This is a genomic window from Rosistilla oblonga (assembly GCF_007751715.1).
GTDB lineage: Bacteria > Planctomycetota > Planctomycetia > Pirellulales > Pirellulaceae > Rosistilla > Rosistilla oblonga.
This window is the reverse complement of record NZ_CP036292.1, coordinates 2,358,706-2,379,818: the sequence shown is the minus strand read 5'-3', so window position 1 is coordinate 2,379,818 and position 21,113 is coordinate 2,358,706. Positions and strand designations below refer to the sequence as shown.

Sequence of the window (21,113 nt, the reverse complement as noted above, 5' to 3'; positions counted from 1 at the left end):
GGGTTAGTTGATCCATTCATCGGCGTTTCAATGGCGCGGTGCATTCCAGGCCAAAACTTCGGCCTGCACCTTGTTTCACTGCGGTGAATCGAGGACGATCAGGAAGTGTTGCACATCGTCTCACGCCCTCCCTCCAAGCGACCCCTCAGCGGCCTTCAATGAGTCTATTTGTCTTTGGTCACAAGAATCCCGATACCGATGCGATTTGTTCGGCGCTGGCCTATGCGAACTTATTAAAGAAGACCTCGCGGCCCGATGCGATTGCGTGCTGCTGCGGCCCGCCCAACAAGCGGACTGAGTTTGTCTTGCGAAGGGCGGGGCTCGATACGCCGCGAATCGTGATGGATGTCCGCCCGGAAGTCGAAGACGTTTGCCGCACCGATGTCGTCACCGCTTGTGATACCGACATCTTTTCGGAGGTCTACGAACGACTGAAGCAACATTCCTTGCGAGCGATCCCGGTTCTTTCCAGCGAAGGCGAATTGGTCGGGATTCTCAACTTGTTGGATCTGTTGGAACTGGTCTTCCACGGCGACGGCGATCCGACCAAGTCGCGGACCGTCAACTCCAGCCTGGCCAAGATCTGCGAATGTCTGAAGGGGCACTTCCAACATGTCAGCAACGCCGACCAACGCGATGACTTTATCGTCAGCGTGGGGGCGATGAGTGCTCACGGTTTCGTCGAACACATCAAAGACTACCCGCCCGAAAAGTTGTTGGTCGTCAGCGGCGATCGCCCGACGATCCAGTTGCCGGCGTTGGAGCGTGGCGTTCGGTGTTTAGTTGTCACCGGCGGATACACCCTTTCGCCCGGCCTACTGGAACTGGCCAAAGCCAAAGACGTGTCGGTGCTGGTCAGCCCATTCGACACCGCGACGACAACGGTCCGAATCAAAAGCGCTCGTGCGATCGGACCGGCGATCACCGATCGATTCCTCTCGCTGTCGAACAAGGACACGATCGCTTACGCGCGGTCGAGCGTCGAGCGTTCGCGGCAGTCGATCTTTCCTGTCGTCGATGATTCGCAGCGACTGTGCGGCGTGTTGTCGAAATCGGATCTGATCGATCCTCCCAAACCTCAGTTGGTGCTTGTCGATCACAACGAATTAGGGCAGGCGGTCGACGGAGCTGCCGAGGCGGAAATTATCGAAGTCTTGGATCACCATCGTTTGGGCGGCGGGCTGCGTTCGAGCCAGCCGATCCGGTTCATCAACGAACCGGTTGGTTCGACGTGCACGTTGGTGGCGATGCGATATCGCGCCGCGGGGATCGAACCGGCCCCCGCTTATGCGCTCTGCATGGCCTCGGGGATCATCTCCGACACGATCAAGCTGCGGTCGCCGACGACAACCGACATCGATCGCGAGATCTATGGCTGGTTGGCCAGTCTATGTACTTGTGACCTGGACGAATTCGCTCACGATTTCTTCGAGATCGGATCGGCGCTGCAGACCTGCAGTCCCGAAGAAGTTGTCGCCGAGGACTGCAAGGAGTTCAGCGAAGCGGGGCATCGGTTCTCGATCTCGCAGATCGAAGAGCTCGGATTTGGCCTGTTCTGGGATCGGCAGCAAGAGATCCGCAAAGCGCTCGAGGGGCATGCCAAGGAGAAGGGGCTCGACTTTGCCGCTCTGCTGGTCACCGACATCAGTTCGTCGGGCAGCCTGTTGATGATGTCGAGCGAACCGGCCTGTTGGGAAGAGATCAATTACCCACGCGTCGGCCGCAATCTCTACAAGCTGGAAAACGTGGTCAGCCGCAAGAAGCAATTGTTGCCGCTGATCTGCAGCCTGTTGGATTCGCAGCCCGAACCGATGGAATAGCAGCGGTGGGAAGGTTTCAGGAGTCGGCAGGGCCGGCTCCTGGGCGGATCGGCTGACATCAAAGTCAGCCCGGTTCCAGATGCTAGCAGAGGCCGCTGCGAAACGGCCGTGGCTGCGATGGCGTTTACGCCTTCATGAATCGCTTTTCGATTTCCAGCAGCTTGGCCAAGCGTCGCGCGTGGCGTTCCGAAGGGGTGTAGCGAGCGTTCATGAATGCGCGGATGCATTCCATTGCTAGCTCGGGGCCGATGATCCGGGCTCCGATGCACAACACGTTCATGTCGTCGTGTTCGACCCCTTGGCGGGCGGAATAGCTATCGTGGCACAGCGCGGCGCGGATGCCGGGGATTTTGTTAGCTGCCACGCTGACGCCGACGCCACTGCCGCAGACCAGGATCCCACGGTCGGCTTTTCCCGATCGGATCGCTTCGCCAACGGCAAGGGCGAAGTCGGGGAAATCGCTGCTGGTTTCATCGTGAGCGCCGCAATCGATGATCTGCAGATGCTGATCGGTGAGGGTTTGAGTGACCACCGATTTCAGCGGGAATCCGGCGTGATCGCCGCCGATGGCGTAAATCAGAGAAGATGCGTTGCTCATGGGCTGTGTTAAACGATCCTGGTTCCGGTTTTGTTTGAATTTGATTGGAATATTGCCGGGGGAAACGACGACGTCCGTTGTGGCGACTAGGCGATTCTGATAGCCTTTCGTGTTGCTATCGCTGTTTTTTATTGTCAATCGCAAGGGTCGATTGAGAGCAGCTCGGCAATACTCTAACCCCGCTGGGATCGCGTTTTAGCTTCTCATCGAAGCTTCGTAAACATGGCGTCTAATCAAAAGCCGTTTACGACAAGCAGCCACGCGAATCCGATCCTCAGCAACTGAGTCTTTCATGGTTAATCGAAATCTGATCCGTTCCCTCGAAGATGACACTCTGGCCAATGAACTGTTGGGACTGGCCCCCGACGAAGAACTAGAAGATATGTTGTTGGAGGCCTTTGAGGTCGAGCAGCAAGACTTCGATGTCAACAAAATTGTAATCGGCCGTATCGTCGAACTGAACGACGAATGGGCCCTGGTCGATGTCGGCTTCAAGAGCGAAGGAACGGTCCCGTTAAACGAATGGGGCCCCGACGAAGATCCGCCCGTGGTTGGCGGCAGCGTCCAAGTCCTGATCGAAGAGATGGAGGACGAGCTGGGTGGCGCGGACGACCCTTACGGCATGATTTCGCTGAGCAAGCGAAAGGCCGAGAAGATCGTCCAGTGGGAAAAGATGATGGAATCGGTTGCCGAGGACCAAGTGGTCACCGGTACCGTGATTCGCAAGATCAAGGGCGGCCTGTTGGTCGACATCGGCGTCAACGTCTTCCTGCCAGGAAGCCAAGTCGATATCCGTCGCCCTGGCGATATCGGAGATTTCATCGGTCGCGTGATCCAAGCCGAAGTCTTGAAGATCGACGACACTCGCCGCAATATCGTGATCAGCCGCCGTTCGTTGATCGAGAAGCAGCGTGAAGAAGATCGCGCTTACTTGATGCAAGAACTGGAAGTTGGCCAGATCCGCAAGGGTATCGTCAAGAACATCGCCGACTTCGGTGCGTTCGTCGACCTGGGCGGAATCGATGGTCTGTTGCACATCACCGACATGAGCTGGGAACGTATCCAACACCCAAGCGAAATGGTCGCCATCGATCAAGAGATCGACGTCAAGGTGTTGCACATCGACCGCGAAAAGCAAAAGATCGCTTTGGGTCTGAAGCAAAAAGAACGCAACCCGTGGGAAAGCATCGGCGAGCGTTACGAAGTCGGTTCGACGCACACTGGCGAAGTCGTCAACGTGATGAGCTACGGTGCGTTCGTCAAACTGGAAGCTGGTATCGAAGGCCTGGTTCACATCAGCGAAATGAGCTGGACCAAGCGTGTCAACCATCCATCGGAATTGGTTTCGATCGGCGACCAGGTGGAAGTCAAGATCTTGGGTGTCGATGTCGAAGGCCAACAATTGAGCCTGGGCATGAAGCAGACTCAAGACAATCCTTGGGACATTGTCATGGACAAGTACCCCGAGGGTGCCGACGTCACCGGCAAGATCCGCAACCTCACCAACTACGGTGCGTTTGTCGAGCTGGAAGAAGGCATCGACGGCTTGCTGCACGTTTCGGACATGTCCTGGACTCGCAAGATCAGCCACCCGAGCGAAGTCTTGGAGAAGGGACAAGAGATCAACTGCAAGGTGTTGAGCGTCGATCAAAGTCGCCGCCGGATCGCGTTGGGTCTGAAGCAGATGGAAGGCGATCCTTGGGACAACGACATTCCAGATCGCTACCAACCCGGCCAAGTCATCAACGGCAAGGTCACCAAGATCACCAACTTTGGTGTCTTTGTGGGACTTGAAGATGGCCTGGAAGGTTTGCTGCACATCTCCGAATTGGCTGACCACAAGGTCGAAGATCCCGAAGAAGTCGTCAAGGTTGGCGATGAGATCGAGGTCAAGATCCTGCGTGTCGACACCGAGGAACGCAAGATCGGCTTGAGCCGCAAACGCGTCGAATGGGCAGAAGACCAAGAGGAAGCAGCCGCTGAAGAAGAACGCCAAAAGGTCTCCGAGCATCAAGAGCTCAAGGGTGGCCTCGGCGACGGCGGTCCTTTGATCCCAACCGAATAGGTTCCGTTGTAAGCGGTGCGGCTGAGCCGACCATCGCGACAATAGAAAACGTTCAATCGAAACACCCAGCCAAATCGGCTGGGTGTTTTTTTGTAGTTGCGTTGCGGAAGTGTCCGTTGCATCGCGTCAGCTGATCGTGCCTGCACGTCGATGTTTAATCGGGGTTCTGTTTTTGGGGACGCGGTTTCGGGGTGACGGCAGGTTTTCTTGTTGTTGTCGCGACGTCGCGATATGCGTTGGCCGGGCGTGGCTACGATCGAGAGTGGCGGACCTGCTCGACCACTTGGACGGCGTGTTTCTCGGGTTGGATTCCGTGGCCGAATCGCGCCGCGTAGACCTGAGTCGCCTCGGCGCCCAGCAGTACGATCATCGCGCTGTAGTAGACCCAGACGAGGATCACCGCCAGCGAAGCCGCCGCGGATCCTAGCTGTGCCCCCGGTTCGCTGAATCCGAAATAGATCTGCATGCCCCACCGGCCGACTAAAAATAGAGCCGTCGTTATCGCGGCGCCCACCATTACGTCGCGCCAGCGGACGTCGGCGTCGGGCATGAATCGGAAGATTGCCGCGAAGATGGTAAAGACCACGGCAGCTTGAACGCTGTAGTTGATCGTGCGAGCCACGATGCCGCTGATCCCGATCAGCTCTCCCAGTTGTTGGCCTGCGGTGGAAAGAACCGATGAGACAACGAGGGAGACGAGCAGCAGGAATCCCAGTCCTAGGATCATCGCAAAGGAGAGCAATCGTTTGCTGATGATCGTCCACAATGTGGAGGCATTCGGATTGGGTTTGACTTCCCAGACGCGGTTCAACGCGTCTTGCAGCGCGCCGACTACGCCGGTCGCTCCGACGATGATTCCCACAAAACTGATCGCCGTCTTCCACCACGTGCCGCTCGATTCGCGGTTCTGCTGCAGGATCGTGGTGATCCCCTCGGCGGCCGCTGGATTCCCCAGCATGTCCGCCGCCTGGTCTTCCAGTACCGCTTCCGCTTTGTCGTGTGCCCTGTCGCTCTCGTAGGCGACTGACAACCCGTAGGTCAGCACGGTCAGTAGAAGATACAGCAGCGGCGGCAGCGCAAAAGTGGTGTAGTAGGCAAGTGCCGCAGCCAAGGTGGTGCAGCGGTCTTTGGAGAACTCCGAAAAGGTCTGTTTTAGAAAATCCATCCGATTGCCAAGGTTGGAGTGCGGTGCGTGCGTCAGCGGTTTGGCCCGCGGCCGACGTTGCAGCCGTCGGGGCGAGGAAGGGATCGCCCGCAAATCGCATGCCGCCCTCGCCTGCAGTCAGCGTCGCCAGGAAGCCGGCGCTCGCGCTGTCCAATCATCCAACAGGTCGGTCGAAGAGCGAACAGTAGTCCGGTGGTAATCGCTCTTTAGTCGCTCTCTTTGGTTCGCTCTGTTACCATTTGCTGGTCCCGGTGAACGGTTTTTCGTTTGCTTGTTTGGCGATGCGAAACATGTGTCGCGAGCGGGAGATTTGTTGTTACGTTGGCGTGGTCGACGAGATGGACCGTCAGCAAATAAAGGAGTTGGCGTGAGCGAGCTAGTGCAGGTGTTGTTGTTGACGACGATGGCGGGAGCGGCGATTCCGATCGGCGGCGCGATCGCGATGGTCGAGCGGATATCGCCTCAGTGGCTCGAGGAGGAGTTGCGGCACAGCGTGATCGCGTTTGGCGGCGGCGTATTGATCTCTGCGGTGGCGTTGGTGCTGGTCCCCGATGGCGTGAAGGCGTTGTCGTTGGGATGGATCGTGGCGGCGTTTGTTGCCGGGGCGATCGCGTTTTGGGGGCTGGAGACCTTGCTGGCTCGGTCGCAGAGTTCGATCGCTCAATTGGTGGCGATGCTGTCCGACTTTATTCCCGAAGCGATCGCGTTGGGAGCGGCGTTCGCGCATGGTGAAAGCACCGGTGCGCTGTTGGCGGTGTTGATCGCGTTGCAGAACCTGCCCGAGGGTTTTAATGCATTTCGCGAGTTGAGAGTGAGCGGCAATGTTCGCGGCGGCAAGTTGGTTTTGATGCTCGCCGCCTGCGTTCCGCTGGGGCCGCTGGCCGGTTGGATCGGGTACCATCATCTGGCGGAATACCCCAGCGTCGTCGGCTTTATCATGCTCTTCGCCGCCAGCGGGATCCTGTATCTGACGTTTCAAGATCTGGCGCCGCAGTCGCGTAGCGAGAGCCAGCGGGCACCGGCGATCGGGGCGGTGTTTGGTTTCCTGTTGGGAGTCATCGGGCAGTTCTTGCTCGACGGCTGAAATGGGAGCGGCTGCTGAACGCGTTCGAACTTCAGCCGTGACGGCCTGCCGTCGATGAACGCTTAGGCGAGATCGAAGAGCATGATTTCGGCGTCGGTCGTGGCGGTGAGCTCTAGTGTCGGTTCATCGCTGATCGCCGCGCCGTCGCTGGTGTCTAAGGCTTCGCCGTTGAGCGTGATCGATCCGCGGAGGACTTGTAACCAGCCGTGTCGTCCTGCGGCGAGCGGCGTCTGAACGGAGTGGTTTGCGTCCAGCTTCGACAGGTAGATCCGAGCATCCTGATGGATCAAAAGCGAACCGTCTGAACTGTCGGGCGAGGCGACCAAGCGTAGGGCGTTGGAAAGTTTGTCATCGTCGAAGCGCTTCTGTTCATAGCTCGGCTCGATCCCCGATCGGTTCGGGTGCAGCCAGATCTGGTAAAGATGAGTCGGTTCGTCGGCCGAAGGGTTAAATTCACTGTGCGTGATTCCTGTCCCCGCGGTGATTCGTTGGAACTCGCCCGGCCGCAAGACTTCGCCGTTGCCGAGCGAATCCTTATGTTCCAATGCTCCCTCCAGGACATAGGTAACGATCTCCATGTCGCGGTGCGGGTGTGTCCCGAATCCTTGTCCGGCAGCGATGCGGTCCTCGTTCATCACCCGCAAGGCGCGAAAACCCATCTGCGTCGCGTCTCGATACGATGCGAACGAAAAAGTGTGGTGCGCATCGAGCCAGCCGTGGTCGGCATGCCCGCGGTCGTCGGCTTTGCGAACTTTGATCATTGCGATTCTCCTTTGCTTTGTTAAAACATTTAGGCGTCACGTAAATAGTTTACATGTAAATCAGTGGGTGGTCAAACGCAACATGGTTGTTCTGAGGGAGGAGCGAAGCGGAGAGCTTGCGAGCGCGGATCCGCGATCCGAAGAGTTGGGGCTGGTCGCGGGCAAGGAGATTTCCAGCACAGGCCAGCCGTCCAGGGGCCTTTGTGCGACTGGACAGCGTGTCCGCTGGGCGGTTTGCCGGTTCGGGGTGCCAGCTGGTTAGGCTTTTTTGGGGCGCGGGACACTTCGGCGACCGGCGACCTTTTTGCGGCGACCTCGCCCCGACTTTTCTTCCGCCGGTGCCGTTTCGATCAACGGTTTGCCGACCTGCCCCTTCAGGCTGTCGATCCGATCGCGGAGCGCCGCGGCGCGTTCGAACTCCAGTTCTTCCGCCGCCGTGAGCATCTCGCCTTCGAGTTCGGCGATATATTCCAGCGTCACGTATTTGCCTTCCCCCTGCTCTTGAGCCGCCGCGGTGGTAGCGCGGTGCTGTTTCGCAGCGGCGTCGATGCCCGATCCGATATTGCGTTTTACGGTCTTGGGGGTGATGCCATGTTCCAGGTTATACGCCTGCTGGATCTCGCGCCGACGAGCGGTTTCGTCGATCGCTAGCCGCATCGATCGAGTGATCTTGTCGGCGTACAAGATGACTTGGGCGTTGGCGTTACGTGCAGCCCGCCCGATCGTTTGGATCAAACTGGTCTCGCTGCGCAAAAAGCCTTCTTTGTCGGAATCGAGGATCGCGACTAGCGAGACCTCGGGCAGGTCGAGGCCTTCGCGGAGCAAGTTGACCCCGACGAGGACGTCGAACTTTCCTTCACGCAGTTCCTTCAGTAGGTCGACGCGTTCGAAGGCGTTCAGTTCGCTGTGCAGCCAGCGGCAGCGGAGCCCTTGTTCTTGGAAGTAACTGGAGAGGTCTTCGGCCAGCCGTTTCGTGAGCGCTGTGACCAGCACGCGTTCGTCTTTCTCGGCTCGCTTGCGGATCTCGCCAACTAGATGGTTCACCTGTCCGTGGGCTGGCAGGACTTCGACCAATGGATCCAGCAGTCCGGTCGGCCGAATCAATTGCTCGACGACTTCGCCGTGCGTTTGTTCCAATTCGTAATCGCTCGGAGTCGCCGAGACGAAAACGGTCTGCCCCGATTTTTGTTCCCACTCTTCGAATTTCAGCGGCCGATTGTCGAGCGCGCTCGGCAGCCGGAATCCGTGTTCGACCAAGGTGTTCTTGCGGCTTTGGTCGCCGGCAAACATCGCTCGGATCTGAGGGACGGTGACGTGCGATTCATCGACAAAGACCAGGAAATCCTTGGGGAAATAGTCGTACAGCGTATCGGGAGTGGCCCCCGGCGGCTTGCCCGACAGCGGGCGGCTGTAGTTTTCGATCCCCGGGCAATGGCCTACCTCTTGCATCATTTCGAGGTCAAAGCGGGTCCTCGCCGACAGCCGCTGTGCCTCCAGTAGCTTGCCTTGGCCCTTCATCTTTTCGAGTTGCTCCTCGAGTTCCTGCTGCAGCGATTCGATCGCTGCGGCAATTCGGTCCTCGGGCATCACAAAGTGTTTCGCCGGGTAGACGTAGACCTCGTCGGTGCGGCCGATGATCTCGCCCGAGACGGGCCGAATCATCGAGATCTGTTCGATCTCATCGCCCCACATCTCGATCCGCAAGGCAAACTCTTCGTAACTGGGCCACAGCTCGATACAGTCGCCGCGGACGCGGAACTTGCTGCGTTCGAAGTTCACGTCGTTGCGGCTGTATTGGATGTCGATCAACCGCAGCAAGAGGGCGTCGCGGTCGAACGATTCGCCAACCTTCAGCGGCACGACCATCTCTTTGTAGTCTCGCGGCGAACCGAGGCCATAGATACTCGAAACGCTCGCGACGATGATCACATCGCGGCGGCTGATCAGCGAACTTGTCGACGCTAGTCGCAGCCGATCGATCTCTTCGTTGATCGACGAATCCTTTTCGATGTAGACATCGCGCTGCGGGATGTAGGCTTCGGGCTGGTAGTAGTCGTAATAGCTGACGAAATAGTGGACAGCGTTCTCGGGGAAAAACTCTTTGAATTCCGAATAGAGTTGGGCGGCGAGCGTCTTGTTGTGGCTGAGCACCAGCGTCGGCCGCTTCATCTGCTGGATCACGTTGGCCATCGTGTAGGTCTTGCCCGACCCGGTCACACCCATCAGCACCTGGTGTTGCTTGCCCGTGTGCAGACCTTCGACCAGCGACTGGATCGCCCGCGGTTGATCACCCGCCGGGGGGAAGGGGCTGGCAAGGTGGAAGTCTGCTGGCGCCAGGGGATCGGGCTTCATGGCAATTTCCGCGCGTTGTCGAATTCGAATCCTGCAATTCTCACCCACAACGATTGGCTTGCCCAGCGGGCAGCGGTCCCCTGGGGGGCAGAAATGCAGCTGCGGGCGCACGAAAAAAAACGGCTCGATCGGATCGAGCCGCTTTTTTGTATGTAAAAAGAGACCAAGACAAGGGGGAAGCGATTACTTCTTCTTGTCGTCTTCTTTCTTGACCTTCTTCTTTTTCTTCAGCGAAACCTTTTGAACTCGCACCTTGGCCATGCCAACGACTGCCGAATCCTCGGTCCACTTATCGAGTTCCTGCAACCGTGAGATTCGCTCGGCACGGGTCAGGACATTACGACTCTTGATAGCTCCGGCCTGAACTTTCAGGCTTTTATCCATGGTCATGGGAGGTTGGACTCCGACGTCTTAAATGCTTGTTAAATAATAGTTTACGGGTTTTGTGGCGGTTGCGGCATAGCGGTTGCGCAGCGCTGTAGGTTGATAATCTATGGGGATATCCCGGAAATAACAACCTCAACGGAGCGATTGCTGGCGGATTTTGTGGCAGGGCCTAGCGAATGCACCCTGGCCTTCCTAAAATACCCAAATGTTTTGTGTCCCGAGCTAGACGTTTAGGGAGGACACGCTTTCCGTGTCGCTCTGCTTACCGCCCCAACCGGCACTCCACCGCGAGTTAGCTGAACCTAGCATCGGTATCCCCACTACAGATTCACGATAATTTTATGACGGATTCACAGAAGGATCTTGTGCTTCATCTCCTTCAGCAAGGCAATTGGCATGACGCCGTCGTTGCATGTTGCGAAGAGACCGGCGCCGACGTCGAAACCGCTCGAGCGGCGGTGCGGCAGCTGGCCAGCGAGCATCGGCTCACCCAGCCACGTAATTGGTGGTTGATCGCGGTGACGATGCTGATGACTTCGGTGCTGGCTGTCTACGTCTTGATCTAGACCGCCGGCTCATTCTCCCGCGGCGGAAGCTTTTCCCGCCGCGACGTTTCAATCGATAATCAAATCGTTTCTCGGTCGATATCGAACAGCGAATCGCTTCGTTCGCGGTCCAGCAGCCAACGCTTGGTCTCGATCCCACCATCGGCTGAAAATCCGGTCATCCGTCCGCTGCTGCCCACGATGCGGTGGCAGGGAATCACGATCGGGATTCGGTTTCGCGCCATCGCCTGCCCCACCGCTCGAGCGGCTGCCGGGCGACCGGCTCGGCGAGCCAATTCTTGGTAGCTGATCGTCTGCCCCGATTCGACTTGGCGGCATGCGCGGTAGACCTGACCAAAAAACGGCGGCCAATCCGACTCGTCGATCGGGATCTCATCAAACGTCGTCAATTGTCCCGCAAAATATTGATCGATCCGATTGGTGAAGGCTTCGATCTCGGGCGTCGCCGCCGAATCGGGACCCTCCAAAGCGGCTTTGATTTTTGGCGACGCGGGATCCGCACACAGCTCCACTTGGTACAGACCGGCACTTGTCCAGCGGTGGACCAGCAAGCCCAAAGGAGTTTCACAAAGACCTGTGCATTGGATCGCAGGCATTTCGGATTTCAGCGAGTGGGCGATGGCGGGCTCGGGAACAAATAGGAGGCTATTGGAATCGCAAGCTTTATTTTTCAGTCTCGACGAACGACTGATGAGCGTCCTCTGAAGTATACCGCGACGGCCCGCGGGTTGCCCGCCGTGTTGCTGACGCGACAGGGCAGATTCGCTGTTTGCCAAAGCGATACCAAACACTGGTGGGCGTCGGCGAATGGTGCCGCGTGGAGCCGCCAGATGTGGTTCGCTAGCTAGCGCGGTTGGCGACGGCCGAACCATTGGGATCGCGAAAGTCGAGCCCACGGGAGTAGCTTGCCGGACTCACCAGTGGGAGCTTTATCGTTTTCGGTCGCGGAAAGAGGCTGGTCGGCGCGCTGCCGTTGGACGCCGTCGAGATAGCTTTTCATTTCCTGCAGCGTGTCGTGCAGCTGAACCGTGTCGTGGTCGCGAACCGCCGTTTCGCAACCGGCGGCCAGTTGAGAGAGTTTCCGGAGTCCGACGGTTCCGCCGGAGTCTTTAATCCAATGCGATTGGCGAACGATTTCGTCGTAGTTGTGGCTGGCGCAAGCGTCGAACATCTGCGGCAGCAGGCTTGAGACGCGATCGATCACGAAGCAGGCAAAATCGTTTCGCCAGTCGTTCGGGAGCGGTTCGGCGTCGCGAGGCGGTTGTGATGGCGCTGGCGGAGTCGCCGACTCGATTGACTCGGGAACCGACGCCACCAGTTGATCAGCCATCGATTCATGCTGATCCGTTGTCGGTGTCTGCTGAGGTGGCGACAGGATCTGATCCTGTGCAGGTGCCGTTAGCTGTTGTGTCGACGATTCGCCAACGGATTGCCGCGGTGCAGCGAGTGCGTCAGAAGCTAGCGAATCCGATGAGGGCGCTGTTCCAACTCGCACGATTTGCAGCAAGGCGTCCAGATCGATCGGTTTGGTGAGGTAGTGGGTGCAGCCGGCTTGTCGGCACTTCGCTTCGTCGCCGACCATTGCGTTGGCGGTCAGGGCGACGATCGGTCGGTCGTATCCGCTGTTCCGCAGCGCGCGGGCGGCGGTATAGCCGTCCATGATCGGCATCTGCATATCCATCAGAACGATATCGACAGCCAGTTTCTGATCGATCAACAGGTCGAAGGCTTCCTTTCCGTTGGTCGCCGAAATCACTTCGCTGCCGGCGTCCTGCAGCAGGTAGGTGATCAGTTTACGGTTGGTCTGGCAATCGTCGACGACCAGGACTCGCGCTCCCGAGACGTCGGCTTTGTGAAACTCTTGGGTTCGCGTTTGACTGGCAAACTCAGTCGCCTCTTCGGGACTGAGGATACGCGTATCGGCGTGGTTCTCGATCGGCAGAGTGAAGGTAAATTGAGTTCCGACGTCGAGCGTGCTGGCGATGCTAAGCGAACCGCCGAGAGCTTCCGCCAAACGCTTGCCGATCGACAGCCCCAATCCGGTGCCGCCATGTTTTCTTGTTGTCGACGTATCGGCTTGGACAAACGGTTCGAAAATCCGCTGCATCTGTTCGGGAGTCATCCCTGCGCCCGTGTCGTCGACGCAGATCTCCAGCTGGCTCGGCGATTGCGGATCGCCTTGGGAGTTCAGCCGCACAGTGACGCCACCGGTGTCGGTAAATTTGACTGCGTTGCCGACGAGGTTGGTGATGATTTGGCGGAATCGTGTCGGATCGCTGACGATCGATTCGGGGATCGGGCTGTCGATCTGGAAGTTCAACGCGATATCTTTTTGAATCGCTTTGGAACGGAGCGAGCGGATGATTTCGTTGATCAGTTGTGTTGGGGCAAACGTGACGCGTTCGATCTCGACCTTGTCGGCTTCGATCTTGGAGATATCGAGGATATCGTCCAACAGTTGCAGCAGATGGGTGCCGTTGGAATAGATCGTTTCGAGATGCGTAGTGCGATCGTGTTCGCTGGTAGCGATCCCGCGCAGCAGCAGTTCGGAGAAGCCCAAGATGCCGGTGATCGGCGTGCGGATCTCGTGGCTCATCCGCGCCAGGAATTCGCTTTTGGCGTAGTTGGCGTTTTCGGCGGCTTCCTTCGCTCGCTGCAGTTTTTCCTTGGTTTTATGCAGCTGTTGCGTGGTGAGTTCGAGTTCTTTGGATCGTTCAACAACCGCGAGGATCCGGTCCTGAACCTTCTCTTCCAGGTTCTGATTCAGATCCTGCAGCTTTTGGAAACTGTCGGCGCGTTCGAGTCCCGCCCCGGCAAACGAGACTAGATAATCGGCGATGCGAATTTCGTCGCTACCGAAGAGGTCCGAAAAGCGTTTGTTGGTGATGTACAGGAACGCCGACATCTGGCCTTGAACTTCGATCGGGCTGCACAGGAACGATCCATGGCATTTGGTGATGATGCCGCGATCGTTGCAGTTCTCCTCGTCCTTGACGACAGTCACCATCTTCCGCTGAGCTTCGGCGAGCAGGTTGGTGTCGAAGACCTGGCCTTCGGGATAGGTGACTAGTTCGTCGGTGTCGGGCGAGATGGCGATAACAAACGCCTGTTCGCCGCGGAGGATCTTCTGGGCCGCGACACAAACCTCGTGATAGATCTCCGCCGGCAAGACGCTGGTGGCGATCTTGCGTCCCGAGGCGAGCAGCGTATCGAAGCGATCGAACAGCGACAGCGAACCCTCGTCGTCGACCGATTCGCTGGCGAACTGAAAGCGGGAAAGCGTGGCGATCGCGCGGCCACAAGCCGACGAATCGGTGGGCCAGCCGAGTTCGGACGCAAACTCTTCCAACAGGATCGTCGTTTCGGCGTGTTCAAGATTCGCAGATTGCCGCTCCGCTTCATCGAGACTGCGTTGAAAGTACTTTTTCGCCGCGCCCTCGCGGCCCGACATCGCCGCCGCCGCAGCGCACTCACGCAGCGCATGAGGCAGTTCGTTGGGGAAGCGTTTTCCGTAGGCGAGCGCCTTTTTCGTGGCGGCGACAAGTTTGTTCAGTCGCCGTTTATGTTGGGCCAGCGATTTGGCTGGCTGTGTGTCGAACTGTTTCCGCATCCCCGAACAAAGCCAGGAATAACAGGGGCTGATATAGGTGTTGCAAACCTCTGCCTGTTCGGCGATCTCGATCGCGGATTCGAACATCGCAACCGCTTCGGCATAACGTCCTTGGTAAAACTCGCAGACTCCGCAAGCTAACCGCACCTGGCATCCACGCTGCGCATCGATCACGTCGCGCTGCAGTTCGGTCTGCAGAATCTCCGCCGGAATTTCGCCCAGCGAGGCTCGCGCCCAGACGTCGATGATGTTTCCTGTCGCTTGGTAATCGCCGTGGGTGACCGCCGATTGATAGTTCACCTGCGAATGCCGAACGGCTTCTTCGCACTTGCCGATTCGGTAGTACGATGCGGCCAGTTGGTAGCGGGCGATATGCACTTCCCAGTAGTCGCCGGTCCGTTCCAGGATCTCGACGGCCAAGCGGGCTTGTTCGATGCAGGCTTCGAATCGCGCGAACGAATAGAGCAGGATGCTGAAGAAGTTGCGTGTCTGCCCCTGCCCCCACAGATCGTCCAGCGTCTTCCGCATCTCCAGCGAACGCTTGGCATATTGGATGCCACGCGTTTCCCAACGCATCAGCGACATCGCCGGGGCGTGTTCGGAATAGGCTTGCGCCAAATACTGGTTGGCGGGATAACGTTCGGCGGCGTTCATGCCACGCAGATGAGCCCACAACGTGTAGTACTGGTCCCGAGTGTACCAATAGGCGTGGGCGATTTGGCTGTACAGACTCAACGCCATCTGTTCGGCTTCGCTCGGTTCGCCCTGCCGTCGCCCGCACAGCGAAGGGAACATCGAGTTTCGGATCTGTCGAATCAGTTCGATTCCGATGTGCCAGGAGAGTTGCAGTTTGTTGCGGCAGACGGTCTGGCCGAGCTGTTTTAGCGACGCTTCAAAATATTCGACGGCGACGTCCTTGTTGCCGCGTTTGAAGTGCAATTCGCCTCGCTTCATGGCGACCTTCGCGCGGTCTTTGTCGGTTACCGCGCTCCGCTCCGCAGCCTCCAGCCACTCTTCGGTTTGGTCGTATTGGCCGCGCAGCATCAAGACTTCGCTCATCATTGATTCGACTTGATGCCGCGTGCTGGTCTCGGCGTGTTGCAGCGCCCGCGCCGCGATCGAAAGCTGAGTTTGCGCACTGGCCAGCGAGAAGCTCTTGAGCGCAACCTTCGCCGCGCTTAAAGCGTAGGAGAGCGCTTCGACGTGCATATCGGCTGCGTCGAAGTGGTAGGCGATATCGAAGACCTGTTCGGGAAAGTGCGACTCCAGATAACGCCCAAGTTGACCGTGCATCGATCGCTTCGTCTCGTCGCCGATGCCACTCAAAATCGCAGCGCGAATCTTGTCGTGGACAAACGAAAACATGCTGTTGGGGCGGCTCCAGACCAAGCGATGGGCACGCGCCGGTTTAAACGCTCCGTGCGCATCGGCCATCTCCATTCCCGCCAGGCTTGCCGCCGCGTCGAGACTGAAATCGTGGCCGATCACCGCTGCGGCGGTCAACAGTTTTCGCGAACTGGCGGGCAAGCGGGTCAAGCGGTCGACAAGAATCTCGCTGGAATTGTCGGCAGCTTGAAAGTTCGATAGCAGGTGGTGGTCGATCTTCCAGGCTTCGTTTTCGACAGTTAATACGTTGGATTCCACCATCCCACGCAAAACCGCTGCCGCCATGAAGGGGCTGCCTTCGGCGTATTTCTGAACGACTTCGATCGCCACGCTTGGCAACGGACCCGCCATCGACAGGGCAAGTTGTTTGACTGCGTGATTGCTGAGCGGACCAAGCGTTGTCGTGTGGGAGACCTGCAGCGCCTGTTTCAGTTGTTCGCAGGCAGTTGTTTCGGGGCGCATCACCGCCAGCAGGAACAGGTGTTGCGCGTTGGCTTCGCTGATCTCGGTCAGCACGCGCATCGATTGATCGTCGATCCATTGACAATCATCCAGAGTCAGCATCACGCAGCGATCGGCGGTTCCCAAGTTGGCGAAAAGCGTTCGAAACGCCAGGATGATTCGGCCTTGTCCAAGTTCTTCGGGGCCCGACAGTCGCGTTCCGGTCCAGCCGAGGACGTTTGCGATCGCCGGCATCGCCGTGATCACCTCCTCGCGAAAGTCCTCCATTCGCCGCGTGGTTTGGGCCCGCAAGATCCCATCGTTAACAAGCAGCTTGGCCAGTTGGTCGACCATCTGCAACCAAGCCGCGTTGGGTTGTTGACCGGTGTGTTGCGTCGATCTTCCGTTGAGGATCAGGAAGCCTTTGCGGGCGGCGGCTGTTGAGATTTCATTCAACATCCGGGTCTTGCCCATCCCCGATTCGGCAACCATCAAGATCTTGTGGAAGCGACCGCAGTGGGCATCCTCGATTCCCAAGCGGAGTTCGTTGGTCTGTTCTTGGCGACCGACAAACGCAGGTTCGATCAATACCGTGCGCCGGTCGGCGGTGCCGATCACAAACTTGGGAGCGACGATTCCGGCTTCGATAAACGAGAGGATCTTGTCGACATCAAACAGCGCCGCCCGAGCCGATTGGTAGCGGTCGCGGGGCTCTTTGCAGATCAGTTTTTCGATGAACTTGATTACCAGATCAGGCGTCTCGACCGAAAAACGCTCGGGAGCCGGATCGGACGTCATGTGCTGATAAAGGATCTCGTTGACCTCTCCATCAAACGCGGGAACGCCTGTCAAACAGGCATTCAAAACGTGCCCGAGCGAATAGAGATCCGAGACCTCAGCGACGTCGTGATCGATGACTCCCGAGAGTTCGGGGGACATATACGACGCATACTCGCGGCTCAAAGCATCGTTGCAACCGAGTCCGTCGGGCGACCTCAGCGGCAGGTAACCGCACAAGACCGCCAGTCCGTCGGGGCGGATTATGATCTTCGAGGGGCGGAGGTCGCGTTGGATACAGCCGATTTGGTGGACGCCGTCGAGCGCTACCAGTAGATCGCGGGCGATCCGCATCGTGTCGCGAGGCGTAAAGCGGGCTTTCCCAATCCGCGCCGACAACGGCGTTCCCGGCACTTCGGCGTAGACCAATCGCAAGTGATCGTCGCTGAGTTCAAATTCCAGCGGGTGGGAATAGGTCTCGCAAGAAAGTCCCGACGTCAGCCGGGCTTCGTTCATGAACCGCGCAAGGCCACTGTCGCGGAACAACCGCTTGGGGACTTCCCGCAATACGACACGCTCGTCCGTTTGGAGGTCGCGTCCGCGGTAGCCGCAGACGACGGGACTGTTTGGCAACCGGTCCAGAATCTGGTACCGCTTTTCGCCAATTGTCAGCGTTTCGTTAGAAAACGATGGGTGTGTCATGAACTTGACCGCGAATCTTTGCAGATCGGATGCGAAACGGAAGCCGCTCCTTGCTTCGACAGGGCAAGTCGTCAGTGAGTGAATGGAAATTGGGTCAGGCAGGGGCGGTGCCATCAAAGGAAGCTTAGGTTCTAAACGCGGCAGCTTCGAAAAAAAGTTTTCCAACCGCCGATGCCGTTGCTTGCTGAGTCCAAGTTGTGACGCATCTGCGATGCGGCGCGGTGTCTACCCAGGTAACCGTTGCTATGGCGATCGTTGTAAAAAAACGGCGCCACCGACAAAGCCTATGGACCTATGGCCCGTGTCGGCGTTCCAGAGGGGTGGGTTTTGCGGCTGGATTTCTGCGATCTGCGATTTGCAAGGGAGTATTTTCCGCAAACTCTCACCCACCGGAAGCTTTTAGTGGCGATCTAACTAGCATCGATTTGCACGAAGCAGAGGCACACGCTTAGAGCTTCGAACCATTTGCATCTTGTCTTTTTGGATCGATATTGAGGTTGGAAGATGGTGAGTTCACAGCTGGGGCCGATGTCCATTTCTTGGGAGCAGGACTACGAGACCCGAATGAACCCAGGCTTGGTGACAAGCTTGTTACATGAAGCGGTCCCGGTTTTGAAAGCGATCGATTGGCGGATCACCGAGGTCCGCGAAGGGATGTGCGCGACCGAGTTGCCGCTCAGCTTTGCGTCGACGAATCAGCACGGTACGCATCAAGCCGCGTTGATTTCGTTGTCTGCCGATTACACCGGTGGTATCGCGTTGGCGGCGCTGTTGCGCGGCGTGCCCGTCGTCGGCGTTCACCCGTGTCACGAAGAGGATTCGGCGTCGCTGTGGCTGGCTTCGATGGATGTCAAATACCGAATCCCCAGCACGGGACATGTGCGTGGTTTCTGCGAGATTCCCGAAAAGCTTGCCACGAAGGTTCGCCAGCGTTATTTCGCGGGGAAACGAGTCTTGGTCACCCTGCCGGTCGTCTTCACCGCCAACGGTGATGTCGTCGCCGAAGCGGAGATGAAATACTTCGCGCAGCCTTCGATCCAGTTGCGGCCCACCGAAGCGCAGCCGCAGATCTCTCCGCTGTACAAGCACAAACTGAAATCGTCGGCGCGGATGATCGCCGGTCTGCGATCCTCTTCGCAAAACGATCGCCTGCGACTCGATTCGGGGCACGAACGCGTTGCCGCGGGACCACATGGCGAACTGTTGGCGAATCGGCTGTGTCGCGTCTTGCCCCAGCTGCAAGATATGGTCCTGGCGAGAACCGGCCACATCGACCAAACGATCGACGCCGTCGATAACTTGAAACAGGTGGTGATCCTCGGGGCGGGATTGGACATGCGTCCGTTCCGGTTGTTCGCCGAGGGGCCCAAGCCGACCTATTTCGAGTTGGATCTACCGGAGATGCTCGAAGAGCGAACGCGGGTAATCTCTCAGATGAAAGATCGCCCCGACGTCCGACGCCGGATGGTCGCCGCCGACTTCAAGCGAGACGACATCGCCAGCCTGTTGTTGGAGCATCCCGATTTCGATCCCGAATTGCCAACGGTCATCGTCTACGAAGGCTGTTCGATGTACTTCAGCCCCGCGGAGAACCGCCGGATTCTTACATCCGCCAGCCAATTGTTGGGGCATCGAGACAGTCGCATCTGGTGCGACTTTGTCACTCGCTGCGTCGTCGATGGAACGTCGCAGCACCCCGAGGTCGCTAAGTTTCTCGAGGGGATGGATGAGCTTGGTGAACGCTTCATCTTCGGCTGTGATCAGCCGTCCGAAGTGATGGAGAGCTGCGGATTCGGCAAGACGCAAACAACTCCGTCGGGTGAGTATCTGGAATCGGACGATTCGCTGTTATCGGAGTATCAGTTTGCAGTCGCGTTTGGCGGTCGGCCGACAAATCCGCGCTAATGCGATCGCGTTGAGGCGACGACTCGACGCGTCGTCAGCCGTGCCGTTGCCATCATCGGTTGCCAGACCCCGAAACGCTGCAGGGGGACTTCCGCAAAGTAACTGCATTTACTGCATATCGTGAACGGTCGCTATCGTTGAGCGTCGATAAGGCTGTCAAAGACCGAACGAAGATTGGATTCGTTCTCTTGTCGATATTGGGGGGCAGCAGTTATGGCAACACTTCATCGTTGCGTAAGGTTTGTCCAAGGCATGTTCCTGTTGCTGGGCACAACAGGTGTTTGTTTTGGTCAAGGGGCAATTGTATCATCAGCAGGCCCAGTTCATCGGGGTATGGGAGGCGCATCAACCGCTGCGCCGATCAGTGCGCTTGGTGCACTCTATTGGAATCCGGCAACCATCAGTGGAATGGAACATGGTGAGCTGGAAGTCGGCATGGACCTGTTGTTCACGCAGCACCGCGTCGATTCGACCATTGGGCCGTTCAGCGGTTCCACGGAAGCCGAACCCGGGACGTTTCCAATCCCTAACATCGGTTGGGTTCATCATCTGGAGAACTCGCCCGTCAGCCTCGGCTTGAGCGTCAACGCAGTCGCCGGCTTCAAGACCAACGTGCAATCGGATCCGACCAATCCGGTCATGTCGCGTCAACCGACGGGGCTGGGCCGGGTTAGCTCCGAGGCCTCGTTCCTGCAGATCGCGCCGGTCATCTCCTACGCTCTGACCGATCGGATCTCGATCGGCGGCGGCCCCGTGATCACGAGCGGCCAGGTGGGCTTGGAACCGTTTGTGTTTGGTTCGGCCAACTCCGATTTAACCTATTCGTCGGGTCGATCCAGTCGGTATCACTGGGGTGGCGGCTTGCAAGCGGGCGTCTATTTCATTCCCAACGAAGACTGGCGTTTCGGGGCCTCGTTCAAAAGCCCCTCGTGGATGGAAGAGTTTGAATTCTACGGAGAGGATGAAACCGGAGCGCCACGAGAATTGAGCGCCCACATCGATCTTCCGATGATCCTGTCGTTGGGGACCGCTTATGCCGGGTTCGATAAATGGCTGCTGGCGGTCGATCTCCGCTACATCGATTATGCCAACGCGGACGGCTTCGGCGATCCCGCCACCTACGATGCCACCGGGCGTTTAAACGGTCTCGATTGGAGCAGCGTGATGGCCGTTGCGTTTGGTGCTCAGCGAGCTATCGGCGACCGCGCCTTCATTCGCGGCGGGTATTCGTACAACCAAAATCCGGTCCGCGAGAGCGAGTCGTTTTATAACGTCGCGACGCCGCTGATCTACGAACACACGTTGAGTGTCGGTGGATCGTACAAGTTGAACGAGATGCTGGCGCTGAACATTGCTTATTCGCACTTCTTCGAGAACTCGCGAACCGGCCCGATCGTGCTGCCCGGCGTTGGAGCGATCCCCGGATCGTCGGTGACCAATGAGATGTCGGCCGACGTGTTGAGTTTCGGTATCTTGATGCGGCAGTAAACAGCG

13 protein-coding genes are annotated in these 21,113 nt (G+C 58.0%); 6 read left to right on the top strand and 7 right to left on the bottom strand.

What is annotated here, in order from left to right; all coding sequences use genetic code 11:
* Positions 1-158 precede the first annotated feature (158 nt).
* On the top strand, positions 159-1,820 hold the full coding sequence (locus CA51_RS08455; protein ID WP_145119592.1) for a putative manganese-dependent inorganic diphosphatase: 1,662 nt from the start codon (positions 159-161) through the stop codon (positions 1,818-1,820).
* Between the two features lie 124 nt (positions 1,821-1,944).
* Here the strand turns inward: CA51_RS08455 and rpiB are convergent, their stop codons facing one another.
* Positions 1,945-2,418 carry a ribose 5-phosphate isomerase B gene (gene rpiB / locus CA51_RS08450; RefSeq protein WP_145119590.1) on the bottom strand — a complete coding sequence of 158 codons (474 nt, stop codon included), beginning with the start codon at positions 2,416-2,418 and terminating at the stop codon, positions 1,945-1,947.
* A gap of 292 nt (positions 2,419-2,710) precedes the next feature.
* Here rpiB and CA51_RS08445 point away from each other — a divergent pair, with 292 nt between their 5' ends.
* Entirely contained in the window at positions 2,711-4,483 is a 1,773-nt protein-coding gene (locus tag CA51_RS08445; protein WP_145119588.1) for a 30S ribosomal protein S1, read from the top strand.
* Positions 4,484-4,733: 250 nt separating this feature from the next.
* Here the strand turns inward: CA51_RS08445 and CA51_RS08440 are convergent, their stop codons facing one another.
* Positions 4,734-5,648: a YihY/virulence factor BrkB family protein gene (locus tag CA51_RS08440; RefSeq protein WP_145119586.1), complete on the bottom strand. Its 915-nt coding sequence runs from the start codon at positions 5,646-5,648 to the stop codon at positions 4,734-4,736.
* A gap of 367 nt (positions 5,649-6,015) precedes the next feature.
* On the opposite strand from CA51_RS08440, the gene CA51_RS08435 reads away from it, so the two are divergent.
* The gene (locus CA51_RS08435; RefSeq protein ID WP_145119584.1) at positions 6,016-6,732 is read left to right on the top strand and encodes a ZIP family metal transporter; all 717 of its coding nucleotides are present in this window, start codon (positions 6,016-6,018) and stop codon (positions 6,730-6,732) included.
* Positions 6,733-6,794: 62 nt separating this feature from the next.
* On the opposite strand, the gene CA51_RS08430 is transcribed toward CA51_RS08435, so the two are convergent.
* The 3 genes from CA51_RS08430 to CA51_RS08420 form a co-directional block, all read right to left on the bottom strand.
* Positions 6,795-7,493 carry a pirin family protein gene (locus tag CA51_RS08430; protein ID WP_145119582.1) on the bottom strand — a complete coding sequence of 233 codons (699 nt, stop codon included), beginning with the start codon at positions 7,491-7,493 and terminating at the stop codon, positions 6,795-6,797.
* Between the two features lie 258 nt (positions 7,494-7,751).
* On the bottom strand, positions 7,752-9,845 hold the full coding sequence (gene uvrB / locus CA51_RS08425) for an excinuclease ABC subunit UvrB (RefSeq protein WP_145119580.1): 2,094 nt from the start codon (positions 9,843-9,845) through the stop codon (positions 7,752-7,754).
* Positions 9,846-10,028: 183 nt separating this feature from the next.
* Positions 10,029-10,235 carry a small basic protein gene (locus tag CA51_RS08420; protein WP_145119578.1) on the bottom strand — a complete coding sequence of 69 codons (207 nt, stop codon included), beginning with the start codon at positions 10,233-10,235 and terminating at the stop codon, positions 10,029-10,031.
* A 362-nt stretch (positions 10,236-10,597) separates the two neighbouring features.
* On the opposite strand from CA51_RS08420, the gene CA51_RS08415 reads away from it, so the two are divergent.
* Positions 10,598-10,798, top strand: a complete 201-nt coding sequence (locus CA51_RS08415) for a hypothetical protein (protein ID WP_145119576.1) — start codon at positions 10,598-10,600, stop codon at positions 10,796-10,798.
* A 59-nt stretch (positions 10,799-10,857) separates the two neighbouring features.
* Here CA51_RS08415 and CA51_RS08410 read toward each other — a convergent pair whose 3' ends face one another.
* Together CA51_RS08410 and CA51_RS08405 are read right to left on the bottom strand one after the other, a co-directional pair.
* On the bottom strand, positions 10,858-11,394 hold the full coding sequence (locus CA51_RS08410) for a methylated-DNA--[protein]-cysteine S-methyltransferase (protein ID WP_197451688.1): 537 nt from the start codon (positions 11,392-11,394) through the stop codon (positions 10,858-10,860).
* Positions 11,395-11,642: 248 nt separating this feature from the next.
* Positions 11,643-17,714, bottom strand: a complete 6,072-nt coding sequence (locus tag CA51_RS08405) for an ATP-binding protein (protein ID WP_145119572.1) — start codon at positions 17,712-17,714, stop codon at positions 11,643-11,645.
* Positions 17,715-18,242: 528 nt separating this feature from the next.
* Here CA51_RS08405 and CA51_RS08400 point away from each other — a divergent pair.
* On the top strand, positions 18,243-19,619 hold the full coding sequence (locus tag CA51_RS08400; RefSeq protein ID WP_231746070.1) for an SAM-dependent methyltransferase: 1,377 nt from the start codon (positions 18,243-18,245) through the stop codon (positions 19,617-19,619).
* 213 nt (positions 19,620-19,832) lie between these two features.
* On the top strand, positions 19,833-21,107 hold the full coding sequence (locus CA51_RS08395) for an OmpP1/FadL family transporter (protein WP_420821477.1): 1,275 nt from the start codon (positions 19,833-19,835) through the stop codon (positions 21,105-21,107).
* Positions 21,108-21,113: the final 6 nt, after the last annotated feature.